This is a genomic window from Bradyrhizobium sp. WYCCWR 12699, assembly GCF_032144035.1.
In the GTDB taxonomy this organism is placed as follows: domain Bacteria; phylum Pseudomonadota; class Alphaproteobacteria; order Rhizobiales; family Xanthobacteraceae; genus Bradyrhizobium.
The window spans coordinates 788,679-802,587 of the sequence record NZ_JAVTJN010000030.1; the positions used below are offsets into that span (position 1 = coordinate 788,679).

General features: G+C 64.7%; 13 protein-coding genes. 3 read left to right on the plus strand and 10 right to left on the minus strand.

The window, feature by feature from the left end:
- Positions 1 to 31: 31 nt before the first annotated feature.
- On the minus strand, positions 32 to 1,735 hold the full coding sequence (locus tag RPS27_RS14475) for a diguanylate cyclase domain-containing protein (RefSeq protein ID WP_212064716.1): 1,704 nt from the start codon (positions 1,733 to 1,735) through the stop codon (positions 32 to 34).
- A 109-nt stretch (positions 1,736 to 1,844) separates the two neighbouring features.
- Here RPS27_RS14475 and RPS27_RS14480 point away from each other — a divergent pair, with 109 nt between their 5' ends.
- On the plus strand, positions 1,845 to 2,534 hold the full coding sequence (locus RPS27_RS14480; protein WP_211415196.1) for a YggS family pyridoxal phosphate-dependent enzyme: 690 nt from the start codon (positions 1,845 to 1,847) through the stop codon (positions 2,532 to 2,534).
- 48 nt (positions 2,535 to 2,582) lie between these two features.
- Here RPS27_RS14480 and RPS27_RS14485 read toward each other — a convergent pair whose 3' ends face one another.
- Together RPS27_RS14485 and RPS27_RS14490 are read right to left on the minus strand one after the other, a co-directional pair.
- Positions 2,583 to 3,368: a 2-keto-4-pentenoate hydratase gene (locus RPS27_RS14485; RefSeq protein WP_212064714.1), complete on the minus strand. Its 786-nt coding sequence runs from the start codon at positions 3,366 to 3,368 to the stop codon at positions 2,583 to 2,585.
- Between the two features lie 5 nt (positions 3,369 to 3,373).
- A complete protein-coding gene (locus RPS27_RS14490; protein ID WP_249131343.1) occupies positions 3,374 to 3,910 on the minus strand; it encodes a L,D-transpeptidase in 537 nt (178 codons plus the stop codon).
- Between the two features lie 237 nt (positions 3,911 to 4,147).
- On the opposite strand from RPS27_RS14490, the gene RPS27_RS14495 reads away from it, so the two are divergent.
- Positions 4,148 to 4,834 (plus strand): response regulator transcription factor, encoded by a 687-nt coding sequence (locus RPS27_RS14495; RefSeq protein ID WP_007598630.1) that lies wholly within the window; start codon positions 4,148 to 4,150, stop codon positions 4,832 to 4,834.
- Positions 4,835 to 4,892: 58 nt separating this feature from the next.
- On the plus strand, positions 4,893 to 5,336 hold the full coding sequence (locus RPS27_RS14500) for a cyclic nucleotide-binding domain-containing protein (RefSeq protein WP_194405284.1): 444 nt from the start codon (positions 4,893 to 4,895) through the stop codon (positions 5,334 to 5,336).
- Between the two features lie 25 nt (positions 5,337 to 5,361).
- Here RPS27_RS14500 and xth read toward each other — a convergent pair whose 3' ends face one another.
- From xth to RPS27_RS14535, 7 genes are all read right to left on the minus strand, one after another.
- Positions 5,362 to 6,177, minus strand: coding sequence for an exodeoxyribonuclease III (gene xth / locus RPS27_RS14505; protein WP_212064710.1), 816 nt, complete (start codon positions 6,175 to 6,177; stop codon positions 5,362 to 5,364).
- Positions 6,178 to 6,385: 208 nt separating this feature from the next.
- On the minus strand, positions 6,386 to 7,144 hold the full coding sequence (locus tag RPS27_RS14510) for an outer membrane lipoprotein carrier protein LolA (RefSeq protein WP_212065207.1): 759 nt from the start codon (positions 7,142 to 7,144) through the stop codon (positions 6,386 to 6,388).
- 154 nt (positions 7,145 to 7,298) lie between these two features.
- On the minus strand, positions 7,299 to 9,779 hold the full coding sequence (locus RPS27_RS14515; RefSeq protein WP_212064707.1) for a DNA translocase FtsK: 2,481 nt from the start codon (positions 9,777 to 9,779) through the stop codon (positions 7,299 to 7,301).
- A gap of 8 nt (positions 9,780 to 9,787) precedes the next feature.
- Positions 9,788 to 11,002 (minus strand): aminotransferase class I/II-fold pyridoxal phosphate-dependent enzyme, encoded by a 1,215-nt coding sequence (locus tag RPS27_RS14520; RefSeq protein ID WP_212064703.1) that lies wholly within the window; start codon positions 11,000 to 11,002, stop codon positions 9,788 to 9,790.
- A 281-nt stretch (positions 11,003 to 11,283) separates the two neighbouring features.
- Positions 11,284 to 11,688: a GFA family protein gene (locus tag RPS27_RS14525; RefSeq protein ID WP_212064702.1), complete on the minus strand. Its 405-nt coding sequence runs from the start codon at positions 11,686 to 11,688 to the stop codon at positions 11,284 to 11,286.
- Between the two features lie 217 nt (positions 11,689 to 11,905).
- Entirely contained in the window at positions 11,906 to 13,354 is a 1,449-nt protein-coding gene (locus RPS27_RS14530) for an ammonium transporter (protein WP_063198703.1), read from the minus strand.
- 38 nt (positions 13,355 to 13,392) lie between these two features.
- The gene (locus RPS27_RS14535; protein ID WP_008142813.1) at positions 13,393 to 13,731 is read right to left on the minus strand and encodes a P-II family nitrogen regulator; all 339 of its coding nucleotides are present in this window, start codon (positions 13,729 to 13,731) and stop codon (positions 13,393 to 13,395) included.
- Positions 13,732 to 13,909: the final 178 nt, after the last annotated feature.

Sequence of the window (13,909 nt, forward strand, 5' to 3'; positions counted from 1 at the left end):
CGCGGGAAGAGGGAAAGGCAGCGGCTCCTGACTAGGCGCTGGCCGCCATCATCATATCAGCCGCGCCGCTCTCGATCGCCTGGATGCCGTGCTCGACGACATTGTTGCGGCCGCGGTGCTTGGCGGCGTAGAGCGCGGCGTCGGCGGCTTCGATCAAATCGCCGGGACGCAAGGCCTCGTTGGGCTTCGTCGCGGCAACGCCGATCGAGACGGTGACGATCATATGGGCCGAGGTGATGTGCGGCAGGCACAGCTTCAGCACCGCCGCGCGCACCTGTTCGCCGATTTTCACGGCGCTGTTCACATCGGTGTTCGGCAGCAGCAGGCAGAACTCCTCACCGCCATAGCGCGCCGCAAAGCCCATCGTGTCGGCGGCGATGCCGGACAGCGATTCGCCGAGCCTGGTCAGGCAGGAATCGCCTTCGAGATGACCATAGGTGTCGTTGAACAGCTTGAAATGGTCGACGTCGATCATCAGCAGCGCGAGGTCGCTGCCATATTGCTGCGCGCGCATCCATTCGAAGTCGAGCCGGCTCTGGAAGCCGCGGCGGTTGGCAAGGCCCGAGAGCATGTCGATCGAGGCCATCACCGTCAGCCGGTCGTTGCTCGCGATCAGCTCGCGTTCGCGCTGGCTCAGTTGCGCGGCCATCGCATTGAACGCGCGGGCCAGCGGCACGAACTCGGCCGGCAGGCGATTGCGCGCCGCGCGGGCCGACAGATCGCCCTCGCCGAGGCGCTTGGCCATGTCGACCAGCATCTCGATCGGCTTGATGACGAGCTTCTCGGCAGCGATCAGCGCGCCGAGCAGGACGAACACCACGACGAAAGCGAGCTGGAGATAGGCGGTGCGGATGTCGCGGCTGACCGCCGCGGACACCTTGTCCTCGTCGATGCTGGCGATCAGGCGGGCATTGGTGCCCGCGATGCGGATGTAGCTGACCGCGCGGCGCGAGCCGTCGGCGGCGAGGAAAGACAGCGCGCCCTCGTCCTGGTCGGAGCGCAGCGCCCGGTCGGCGATAGCGGACATCAGCGGCATGTTGTCGAGCGGACGGCCGACCGCGCTATGCTGATCGGCCGGCGCGGCCAGCACGGTGCCTGCGCTGTCGACCAGCACGGCGGTGATGCCGGCGCGGCCGCCCAGATTGCTCATCACCTTCGACATCCAGTCAAGGTTGACCGTGGCGAGCACGACGGCATCGGCGACGCCGCTGAAGGCGGATACCGGGTAGACCGCCATGACGGTCGGCGTCTGCACCGGGCGCGACAGGATGAAATCGCTCAGCACGAAGCGGCCGGTTTCCTGGGCCTGCCGAAAATACGGCCGGTCGCTGAGGTCGAGGCCGACATACATGTTGTTGGTGGCGCATTGGATGCGTCCGTCCTGGCCTGCGATCAGAAGCGTACGGATCCAGGGCAGGTTCGACGGCAGGCTCGCGCGCAGCACGTCGCAGCTCTTGCTGACGCCGCCGGCGGAGGCGCGGATGAAAGCTTCCGACTTCAGGATGGTCTCGACCGAGGAGATCACCTCGCGCTGCGCATCGGCGCTGTGCCTTGCGACGGTGGTGAATTCAATCGTGGCCTGCGCGATCTGCCGGGCGCGGGTGTCTTCGAGCGAACGAATGCGCTCGAGCATCAAGGGCGCCACCAGAATCACCGCGAGCAACGCAAGCCGCGCCCGGATCCCGAGAACCTGCTTGAGTTTCGCTCGCTTGCGGTTGAGACTGATGCTTGCCATCTTCGCTACCCACCCCGATGGGCGAAGGTAAAGCGAAGGGTTCAAAAACTCTTTCTTGAACTCGGTAAAATTGGACTTACCCCAGTTACGTCCTTAATCAGTCGACGTCATGACAGATGAAAACGCCGCGCCGGTAACCGGCCATTCACCAAACGCGCTTGCCGCGGTCGAAGCCGAAATTGCACGCGCCTGCAAGGATGCGCGGCGCGATCGCGCCTCCGTGACGCTGATCGCGGTGTCCAAGACGTTCGCCGCGGACGCCATTATCCCGATCATCGACGCCGGACAGCGCGTATTCGGCGAGAATCGGGTGCAGGAGGCCAAAGGCAAGTGGCCCGCGTTAACGTCTGTTTACCCCGGCATCGCGCTGCATCTGATCGGACCGTTGCAATCCAACAAGGCGAAAGAGGCGGTCGCGCTGTTCGATGCCATCCACTCGGTGGACCGTCCGAGCATTTGCCAAGCGTTAGCCAAGGAAATCGAATCCCAGAACAAGCACCCGCAGCTCTTCGTCCAGATCAACACCGGCGAAGAGCCGCAGAAGGCCGGCATCGCGCCCGGAGAGGCGGACGCCTTCCTCGCCAGCTGCCGCGACACCTATGGGCTGACGATATCGGGCTTGATGTGCATCCCGCCGGTGGACGAACCGCCGGCGGCGCATTTCGCGCTGACCGCCAAGATCGCCGCGCGCAATGGATTGACCAATCTCTCGATGGGCATGAGCGCGGATTTCGCCACCGCAATCATGCTGGGTGCCACCCATGTACGCGTGGGCAGTGCGATCTTCGGGCACAGGTGATTGCTGTCGTCCCTGCGAAGGCAGGGACGACAGGAGAGCGTGAATTGCCTACACGAACCCCACCGCCACCGTCCCCAACACCCCAAAGTCCACCGTCATGTGATCGCCGGACTGGATCGGCAGCGGCGGATGGCACGTGCCTGTCGTCACCACCTGCCCTGCCCGCAAGGTGATGCCGAGCCCGGAGAGCTCATTGGCAAGCCAGGCGAGCGCGACGCGGGGATCGCCGAGCACGTTCTTGCCGTGGCCGACATAACGCTCGCCGCGCAGCGTGATCTGCGGCCGCTCCTCGACGAGATCCATCGCACGCCAGTTCGCAGCCGTCGCCTCGCCCAGCACGAACAGATGCGCGCAGGCATTGTCGGCGATGAGCTGCGCCTCGCCGGCGCTGGCGAAATCGCGAAAGCGCGAATCGGGAATCTCGATCGCGGGATGGAAGCTGTCGACGGCGGACAGCACCTCGTCGATGGTGTACGACACTGCGCGCGGCGGCAGGTCGCGTCCCATGCGGAAGGCGAATTCAGGCTCGCCCACGCGCATCTCGTTGCCCTTCATCGACGCAGTCCCTCCGTCGGCGATGACCGTGTCGCTCATGATGCGACCGGCCAGCGGTCCGGTGACATTGATGTGCTGCTGTCCTGATACGCTCGTGGCTGCGATCTTCCAGCCGAACAATTCTCCCAGCGACTGGGTTTCGAGCGCAGCCTGGATGGCGTAGCCCTCGATGCGGCTCTGCGGCCGCACCGGAGCCTCCAGCGCGTCAAGCTTGGAGCCGTCGCGCCAATGTTGAACGAGCACGCGCGATGCGGCCGCGATCTGATCCTTGTCGAGCATTGATCTCACCCGATGACAATTCTTGTTCGTGGGCCCAGGCGCCGCAGCAATTGCAGCATCGCAGATTTCGTCATCGAGACGCAGCCCGCGGTCGGGCCGAAATTGTCGCGGGCCAGGTGCAAAAATACCGCGCTGCCGCGGCCGGCAATCCGCGGCCTGGTATTGTGGTCGATCTCGATGATGAAGTCATAGAGATGATCTGTGCGCTTGAGGCGGTCGCCGCCCTGCCCCTCGCTCAGCCGGATTCCCTGGTTGTAATGGCGGTCCTTGGGATCCTCGCACCAGGCGTCGGCTGCGGTGATGGTCCGGGCCGGCACGAAGGTCTGCGGACGGCTGTGCCGATCGCCCCGCCACCACAATCGCCGGGGACGGAAGCTGCCTCTGGGGGTGCCGCCGTCGCCCTCGCGCTTGTTGGCCAGGATGCCGCCCCGCCCCAGCGCGACCGGAATGGTCAGCGAGCCCGCGATCAGCCAGCCTCGCCGCGGATTGCCGGCGGCAGGCTTAACGCGGATCGTTCGAAGCGGTCCGGCACTTCGATTCATGGTGTAACCGACTGAAGCAGCTCTATTTTTCATGTGAACGTGCAATGTCGAATTCATTACAGGACATTCATCGAAACGCCCTGCTATTCTGAGTTAGAGTGGTTCTGGCTTGTGAATCGGTGACAGCCCACTACTTCAACACGAACAACAATAACAACAGCGACCCCTAAACTTCCCCTCACGGCTGGGTGCGGCATTGGATGCGCGCCGAGCCGGACCCCAAAAGGATGACCCCCTATGGCCAATGCCCGCAAGATCCTGATCGTGGATGACGATACCGATCTGCGCGATACGTTGGTGGAGCAATTATCGCTACACGAAGAATTTGAGGCCTCTGCCGTCGATACCGGCGCCAAGGGCGCAAGCGCCGCCAAGGCCAATGCCCCCGATCTCGTTCTGATGGATGTCGGCCTGCCCGACACCGACGGCCGTGAGGTGGTCCGCTCCCTGCGCAAGGGTGGCTTCAAGGCTCCGATCATCATGCTGACCGGTCACGACACCGATTCCGATACGATTTTGGGGCTGGAATCCGGCGCCAACGACTATGTGGCGAAGCCCTTCCGCTTTGCCGTCCTGCTGGCCCGCATCCGCGCCCAGCTCCGCCAGCACGAGGCCAGCGAGGACGCGGTGTTCTCGGTCGGCCCCTACTCCTTCCGTCCCGGCTCGAAAATGCTCACCGCGGCCAATGCCCGCAAGGTGCGCCTGACGGAGAAGGAAACCGCCATCCTCCGCTTCCTCTACCGGGCCGGCCAGATGCCGGTCTCGCGCGAGACCCTGCTCCAGGAGGTCTGGGGCTATAATTCCGGGGTCACCACCCACACGCTGGAAACCCACATCTACCGCCTGCGCCAGAAGATCGAGAAGGACGCCGCCAACCCGGAAATCCTGGTCACGGAAGCCGGTGGCTACAAGCTGGTGCCGTGATACGCTTGAAGGGCGTGCGAATCGTTTTAGATCGCATGCCCTTGAGCCTCGGATCTGAATGTCAATCGACGACGACGTAGCGCTTCTCGAGCGAGTCCCGACACTGCGCCTGTTGGGCGACGCCTCGTTGCGCATGCTGGCGATCGGGTCTGAGCAGCGTGACTTTGTCCGCGGCGACACCCTGTTCAATCTCGGCGACGACGCCGATGCCGGCTTCGTGGTCCAGCGCGGCGCGTTCCGGGTCGACGACGGCGCCGGCGCCGAGATGATCGCCGGTCCCGGCGCGCTGATCGGCGAGCTCGCGCTGGTGGTGCCGATGAAGCGTCCGTCGAGCGCGATCGCGCTGGAGCACTCCTCCGTCATCCGCGTCGCCCGCAGCCTGTTCCAGCGCGTGCTCGAAAGCGACCCTGCCGCCGCAGTCCGTCTTCGTGACGAATTCGCGGTGCGCTCGAGCCAGATCGCGAGCGACATCTTGATGGCGGGTGCGAAGCTGACGTCCTGATTACCGCTCCATCCGGGCTACGAACTTATACGTCCAGCGTCACCGTCACGGGCACATGGTCCGACGGCCGCTCCCAGCTCCGCGCATCGCGCAGGATTTTGAAATCGCTGACGGCATCCTTCAATGCGCGCGACACCCAGATGTGGTCGAGCCTGCGGCCGCGATCGCCGACGGTCCAGTCGGCGGAGCGATAGCTCCACCACGTGTAGACCTTCTCGGACATCGGAATGCGGTCGCGTGCGACGTCGACCCATTCGCCGGCCTCGAGCGCGGCTTGCAGCTTTTCCGCTTCGACCGGCGTGTGCGAGACGACCTTCAGCAGCTGCTTGTGCGACCACACGTCGTTCTCGTGCGGGGCGACGTTGAGATCGCCGACCAGGATGTGGCGATCCTCTCCGCGCGGATGCAGCGGCTCGCACGCCTTCATCTCGTCGAGGAAGCGAAGCTTGTGGTCGAACTTCTCGTTCACCGCGGGATCAGGAATGTCGCCGCCGGCGGGCACGTAGAAATTATGCAGCACCAGCGGCTTTGCGATGTTGGCCTTCTCGCCGAACGACACGGAGATGTGGCGCGAATCCACCTTGTCGCAGAAGGTACGGATGTCCTTTGACTCGAACGGAATCTTCGAGACGATGGCGACGCCGTGATAGCCCTTCTGCCCGTTCAGCGCGACGTGCTCATAGCCGAGCCGCTTGAAGCGCTTCAGCGGGAAGGCGTCGTCGATGCACTTGGTCTCCTGCAGGCACAGCACGTCCGGCCGCGCGCTTTTGAGGAATTTCGCGACCAGATCGATGCGCAGCCGCACCGAATTGATGTTCCAGGTTGTCAGGGAAAAACGCATGGGAAATGCGTCTTAGCATGGATTGGCGCGGGGAAAGCACCCGTGCGCGATAGACCGACTATGGCCATCCACGACAATCTCTCGTGCCCCGGACGCTGCGCGCCACGAGTGACGCGCTGCTGAGCCGGGGCCCACTGCGCTGCATTCTGGGTCCCGGCTGTGCGCCGCACCGCTACGCGCTGCGTCGCGTCCGGGACACGAGACGGGACTAGCCCGGCGCCGGGCCGTAATTGGTGAAATCGATCTTGAACATGCCGGGATCGAGCTTCTTGCTCGAATCCAGATTGTAGACCGCGATCGTGGTGTCGTAGCCCTGCGGATCGGTGACGGTCCACTGCTTGAGCTGGCCGTCCTTGGCGCCGAACATCAAGAGCAGGCGGCTGGTGCCGACCAGCGCCTGCTTCTCCTCGATGGTGACGCTGACGAAGACGTCGTCGGCCGAGACGCCAACGACATTGGTGTCCTTCATCAGGTCGATGCGGTCGGACAACAGGAAGCGCAGCGGCGTCTGCGACAGCGGATAGACGTCCTGGGTCGCGAGCTTGCGGTCGCGCACCACCAGCGACGATCCGTCGGCGACGATGTCGATCGGGCTCGGCGCGTCATATTCGAAGCGTACCTTGCCCGGCTTCTGGATGTAGAAATCGCCCTGCGTCTTGCTGCCGTCGGGGCCGACCTGGACGAAATTCCCGACCAGCGTCGAAAGCGACGAGAGGTAGGCGCTGACCTTGGCCGCCTGCGCCTTCTGGTTGGCATCGAAGGTCTGGAAGATGCTGCTCGGCACGTTGCGGCGCGGATCGGGGATCACCGGATTCGGCGGCGTCTGCGTCGCGCCGGTGACAGCGGGTCCACCACCTCCGGTTTGAGCGCCATCACGGCCCTTCGGCGCGGGTTTCGGCACCGGCACGGTCTGCGCGAACGACGTCGCGGTCACCATCGCGGCAGTGACGAGCAGCACGCCGGCCACGCGCGCGCTTCGCGCAGCGATATTGGCAGCGAATCGAATGTCCGGATGTCTGATCAACGCGTCGTCCTGTATGTCTAGGCGCCTTTTAGCGTGATTTCGGGCAAAAGCAGATATCGATTTTGCGTGAAATGATGTCTCGTCGAGGCTCCTCGCCTCACATATGGCTGTCTTCTTCCTCGACCAGAATCTCGCGCTTGCCGGCGTGGTTGGCGGGTCCGACGATGCCTTCCAGTTCCATGCGTTCCATCAGCGATGCGGCGCGGTTATAGCCGATTTGCAGGCGGCGCTGGATATAGCTGGTCGAAGCCTTGCGGTCGCGTTTGACGATCGCAACGGCCTGCTGGAAGAGATCGCCGCCGCCGTCCGCGCCCATGCCGCTGGCGTCGAACACGGCGCCGCCATCCTCGTCCTCGGTCGGCTCTTCGGCGGTCACCGCCTCGAGATATTCCGGCTGTCCCTGCGTCTTGAGGTGACGCACCACCTTCTCGACTTCGTCGTCGGAGGCAAAAGGCCCGTGCACGCGGCTGATGCGGCCGCCGCCGGCCATGTAGAGCATGTCGCCCTGGCCGAGCAATTGCTCGGCGCCCATCTCGCCGAGAATGGTGCGGCTGTCGATCTTGGACGTCACCTGGAAGGCGATGCGGGTCGGGAAGTTCGCCTTGATGGTGCCGGTGATGACGTCGACCGACGGACGCTGCGTCGCCAGGATCACATGCAGGCCGGCGGCGCGCGCCATCTGCGCGAGGCGCTGCACCGCGCCTTCGATGTCCTTGCCGGCGACCATCATCAGGTCGGCCATTTCGTCGACGATGATGACGATGTAGGGCAGCGGGTCGAGCGAGAGCTTCTCTTCCTCGTAGATCGCCTTGCCGGTCTCCTTGTCGAAGCCGGTATGCACCGTGCGCGTCGGCTCCTCGCCCTTGGCCTTCAATTCGAGCAGGCGCGTGTTGTAGCCGTCGATGTTGCGCACACCGAGCTTGGCCATGTTCTTGTAGCGCTCTTCCATCTCGCGCACGGCCCATTTCAGCGCGACCACCGCCTTCTTCGGGTCGGTCACGACGGGCGTGAGCAGATGGGGAATGCCGTCATAGACGGAGAGTTCGAGCATCTTCGGATCGACCATGATCAGGCGGCACTGGTCCGGGCGCAGCCGGTAGACCAGGCTGAGGATCATGGTGTTGATGGCGACCGATTTGCCGGAGCCGGTGGTGCCGGCGATCAGCATGTGCGGCGTGCGCGCGAGGTCGATGATGACGGGGTCGCCGCCGATGGTCTTGCCGAGGCAGAGCGGCAGCTTGGCCACCGTGTCGGTTGCTTCCTTGGCGATCAGCAATTCGCGCAAATAGACCTTTTCGCGATGCGCGTTCGGCAGCTCGATGCCGATGGCGTTGCGGCCCGGCACGACGGCGACGCGCGCCGACAGCGCGCTCATCGAGCGGGCGATGTCGTCTGCAAGCCCGATCACGCGCGAGGATTTGATGCCGGGCGCAGGCTCCAGCTCGTACAGCGTGACCACGGGGCCTGGATTGGCCTTCACGATCTCGCCGCGGACGCCGAAATCCTGCAACACGCCTTCGAGCGAGCGCGAATTGGCTTCCAGCTCGGCCTTGCTGAGCGGCTGGCGATCGCCGGCCTTGGGCGCGGCCAGCACGGACACGGACGGAAGCTCGAATTTGTCGGAGGATTTCTTGGCGGGGGCCTTCGGCGAAGCCTTCTTGCGCGGTGCGCGCGCGACGGGCTCCTCCTCTTCTTCCTCCTCGTCTTCCTCTTCCTCGTGCTGATCCTCGTCGTCTTCGTCTTCCGACTGCGGCGAGATCGACGGCGCGGAGCGCCCGCCCCCGAGATTCGGCTCCTGCCGGCTGAACGCCACGGCCTTGGTCTTCGGTCCGCTCGAGACCAGCGAACGGTAGGCGGCGCCACACAGCCAGATCAGCCGCGCCTTCGTGCTCATCAGCGCATGGAACAGCCAGCCCAGCGACACCGACCCGCGATCGCTCTCATCGTCTTCGTCGAGCGGCTTGTCGTCATCCTCGATCTCCGCGAGCTCGTCGTCATGCTCGCGGGCGCCAAGGCCGCAGGCGATCAGGAAGGTCGCGGCCATTGCGGCGAACAGGATCGTGCCGAGCACGATGCGATAGATCGTGCCCGGCGGTCCGAAAATCACCGCGGGCGCGCGCACCAGGGCATCGCCGACGACGCCGCCGAGGCCGGTTGGCAGTGGCCATGCGCCGCCATGCGGCCAGCAGCTGACGAAGCCCGCCGCGATGACCGTGCAGAGAATCCAGGAGCCGAGCCGCAGCGCTTCGCGGTCGAACGGGCGATGCGTCATCATGCGCCAGCCCCAGACCGCGACGGTCAGGACCAGCATGATCGCGCCGAGCCCGAGGATCTGCATCGCAAGATCGGCGCCGATCGCGCCGGCATAGCCGAGGATATTGCGGATCGGCCGCGAGGTGGCGTGGCTGAGGCTGGGATCCTGCACCGACCAGGTCATCAGCGCGGCCGAGGCGACGCCCGCCAGCCCGATCAGGCCGAGGCCGGAGAGCTCGCGCATGCGCCGCGCCAGACCCTCACGGATCGATGGCGGCAGATGGCCGACCAGTGGAATGACACGTTCGATTGCCGACATGCTCACGGGCCCGCCTAACCCAGAGTCTCGACCAGGCGATGCAATGCCTGCGCCGTGGTCTCACCATCCTGCACCAGCGCGAGACGAATGTAGCCCGCGCCGGGATTGAATCCGTCAGGTTGCTGCCGCGCCAGGAAGCTGCCGGGCACCACGCGCACGCCTGCTTCCCTGAAGAGCTTGAGCGTTACGGACACGTCGTCGCCGATCCCCGACGTATTGAGCCAGACGCAGAAGCCGGCATCGGGCCGGCGATAGCCGTAACGGTTGCCGATGATCTGGTCGGCGAGGTCGAACTTGATCCGGTAGAGCCTGCGGTTCTCCTCGACATGCGCTTCGTCGCCGTAGGCGAAGGTCGCGACATGCTGCAGCGGCACCGGCACCTGGGGCGCTGCGATGTTGCGCAGCTCCAGGAACATGCCGATGAATGTCTTGTCGCCGGCGGCGAAGCCGACGCGCAGGCCCGGCAGATTCGAGCGCTTCGACAGCGACTGGAACGCGGCCACGCGGGTGAAATCCCCGCCCGCGCATTCGAGCGCGCTGCCCGGCGCTTCGCGGGTGTAGATCTCCGAATAGCATTCGTCGCTGAGGATCATGAAGCCGTAGCGATCGGCGAGGCGCTTCAGGCGCGTGAAGTAATCGCGCGAGGCGACCGAGCCTTGCGGGTTGGCAGGCGAGGCCAGATAGAACGCCACGGTGCGCGCCAGCGTCGCCTCGTCGATGGCGTCGAGATCAGGCAGGAAGCCGTTTTCGACCGTGGTCGGCAGATAGACCGGCTCGCAGGCGGCAGCGAGAGCGCCGGCGCCATAGACCGGATAGAACGGGTTCGGCATCAGGATGGCGGGCTTGCCGGGGCGCGGGCCGACATAGCGCGCCGCTGCGATCGCGGCGAGGAACAGGCCCTCCCGGCTGCCATTGAGCACGAGAATCTCGCCCTTGGGGTCGAGCGCCCGCGGCAGCTTGAAGCGCGACGACATCCAGGCGCTTGCGGCCTGGCGGAACGGGTCGGTGCCCTGGTTCATCGGGTAACGCCCGAAATCGGCGATGTGCTTGGCCAGCACCGGGCCGACGAAATCGGGCACGGGATGCTGCGGTTCGCCGACCGCGAGGGAAATCAATGGCTTGCCAGGCTGATGCGGCGCCAGCAGCTCGTTCAGCCGGACGAAGGGCGAGCGTTCGTTGTTGGAGCTTCCACCGGCCTGCGGCGCACGGGATGAAGCGGTCATGACCATTCTGGGCGCCAGTACTCTTGGAACAGCCGGTCGCAGCACGGCGCCGGCGGGAAGCGGTTCAGTTCACCATAGATAGGGCGAGGTTAAGACGCGATTAACCATCGGTCGGCAGGTGCGTCCAGAGCTGGAATATTGAGGCCGGATAACAACGGGATGCGGGCGTGTTCGGGGGCTGCGTCATGGCCGGGCTTGTCCCGGCCATCCACGCCTTTCGGGCAGCACTCAAGAAACTGGATGCCCAGGACAAGCCCGGCATGACGAGCTTGGCAAGCCTCCCGGCCTCAGCGCCCCGGCAGTTTCTCGAACGTCTTCATGCCCGCGGGGATCGCATGGAATTCCTGGATGTCGCAGGTGTAGATCGCCATCTGCGGATGGAACTGGGTCGGATCGTCCAGCGTGCCAACCTTCACCACCACGGCGGGCAGGCCCGGAACCTTGGTCGCCAGATGGGTGCCGCATTCGGCGCAGAACTCACGCGTGACGGCGCGTTCGAGATCCTTGCGGGTGAACTGCTTGGGCTGACCCTTGGTGTAGCTGAAGCCGGCCACCGGCATCGCGATGAAGGTGTTGGGCGCGCCGCCCGAGATGTACTGGCACTCGCGGCAATGACACTGGGCCTGCATCATCGGGTCGCCCTCGGCCTGGTAGCGCACTTCGCCGCAATAGCATCCGCCTTCCAAACGCATGACGACCTCCCGCTTGTTGTTTCTTATGGGCGACATTTCTGCGCCGCCGGTGCGGAATGGCAATCCCTTTCTTCGCTGCGAAATCAAAAACAGCCGCGCAAAAAGAAAGGGGCTCCAGCTTGCGCTGGAGCCCCTCAACGGTCAGGGCATTGCCGGGTATGTGCCCGGACCGTAGTTTTGGACGCGGTCTCCGGGGAGACCGCGTCCGGGAGGAGCCTTACATGTTGTAGGCGCGCTCGGTGTGCTCGGTGATGTCGAGGCCTTCACGCTCGCTCTCGACATTGGTGCGCAGACCGACGATCACGTCGACGACCTTGTAGAGGATCGCCGAGCCGACGCCCGACCACACCAGCGTGGTGCCGACGCCCCAGATCTGGGACATCATCTGCGCCGCGAAGTCGTAGTCGGCGACCTTCGGCGGGATCGCGGTGTAGTCGATGATGCCGGCGCCGCCGAGGGCGGGGTTGACGAGAATGCCGGTGCCGAGGGCGCCGACGATGCCGCCGACGCAGTGCACGCCGAACACATCGAGGGAGTCGTCATAGCCGAGCGCGTTCTTCACGACGGTGCAGAAGAACAGGCAGACCACGCCGACGATGAGGCCGAGGACGATCGCGCCCATCACGCCGGAGAAGCCGGCGGCGGGGGTGACAGCCACGAGACCCGCGACAGCGCCGGAGATGACGCCGAGCACCGACGGATGGCCCTTGATGATCCACTCCGCGAACATCCACGACAGCGCGGCGGCCGCGGTGGCGACGAAGGAGTTGGTCATGGCGAGCGCTGCGCCGCCGTTGGCTTCGAGGTTGGAGCCCGCGTTGAAGCCGAACCAGCCGACCCAGAGCAGCGAGGCGCCGATCATCGACATGGTCAGCGAGTGCGGAGCCATCAGCTCCTTGCCGTAACCGACGCGCTTGCCGATCAAGAGAGCGCCGACGAGGCCTGCGATGCCGGCGTTGATGTGCACCACGGTGCCGCCCGCGAAGTCGATCGCGCCCTTCTTGAAGATCCAGCCGGCGTCGGCGTTGATCTCGTCGAGCTTGGCCTGCGCCGCGGTCTTCGCCGCCGCGTCAGTGGCCGCGGCAAGAGCCTTGGCAGCGTCCTGGATCATGTCCGGGCCCGGCCAGTACCAGACCATGTGCGCGATCGGGAAGTAGATCAGCGTGACCCAGAGCGGGATGAACAGCGCGATCGCCGAGAACTTCATGCGCTCGGCGAAGGCGCCGACGATGAGGGCGGGGGTGATCGCCGCGAAGGTCATCTGGAAGCACATGTAGATGAGCTCCGAGATGTTGGCGTCGACCGAGAAGGTCGCGGCCTTCGAGTCGGTGGTGACGCCCATCATGAAGGCCTTGGAGAAGCCGCCGATGAAGTCGGAGCCGCCGGTAAAGGCCAGGCTGTAGCCGTACACGGCCCAGATCACGGTGACGATGCAGACGGTGTAGAACACCTGCATCAGGACGGAGAGCATGTTCTTGGAACGGACAAGACCGCCGTAGAACAGCGCGAGGCCGGGGATCGTCATCAACAGCACGAGCACTGTCGATGTCAGCATCCAGGCGTTGTCTCCCTTGTTGACCGTTGGCTCGGCGTAGGCTGCGGTCGCAGCGAACAGGCCGACTGCGAGAGCCGCCAATCCCGCGCCATAGGGACGCTTGAACGTCATATTATTCACTCCTGATTGGATAATGGTTGAGCGCGAAATCAAAGGGCCGCGGCATCGGCCTCGCCGGTGCGGATGCGCACCGCGTGGTCGAGGTTGATGACGAAGATCTTGCCGTCGCCGATCTGTCCGGTCTTGGCGGCGGACGTGATGGCGTCGATGGTCTTGTCGACCTGGTCGGAGGCGACAGCGACCTCGATCTTGATCTTGGGCAGGAAGCTCACGGCATATTCGGCACCGCGATAGATTTCCGTATGGCCCTTCTGGCGGCCATACCCCTTGACTTCCGTCACCGTGAGACCGTGAACGCCGATGGCGGTCAGGGCGTCACGGACTTCTTCCAGCTTGAATGGCTTGATAATCGCCATAACAATTTTCATGGGTCCTATCCCCGCTTGGGCCCGGTCCGGACATGGCCGGGCGTTCTCGACTGGTTCGCCACGAGGGAGAAGTTCACTACGCGGGCACAGCCGGACCCATAGAATCAAATGCCGTGCCAGATCGGGCGCGTTGCCTAATGGACTATGAAAACGGGGGTTTTCGCGTTTGGCGGGTATT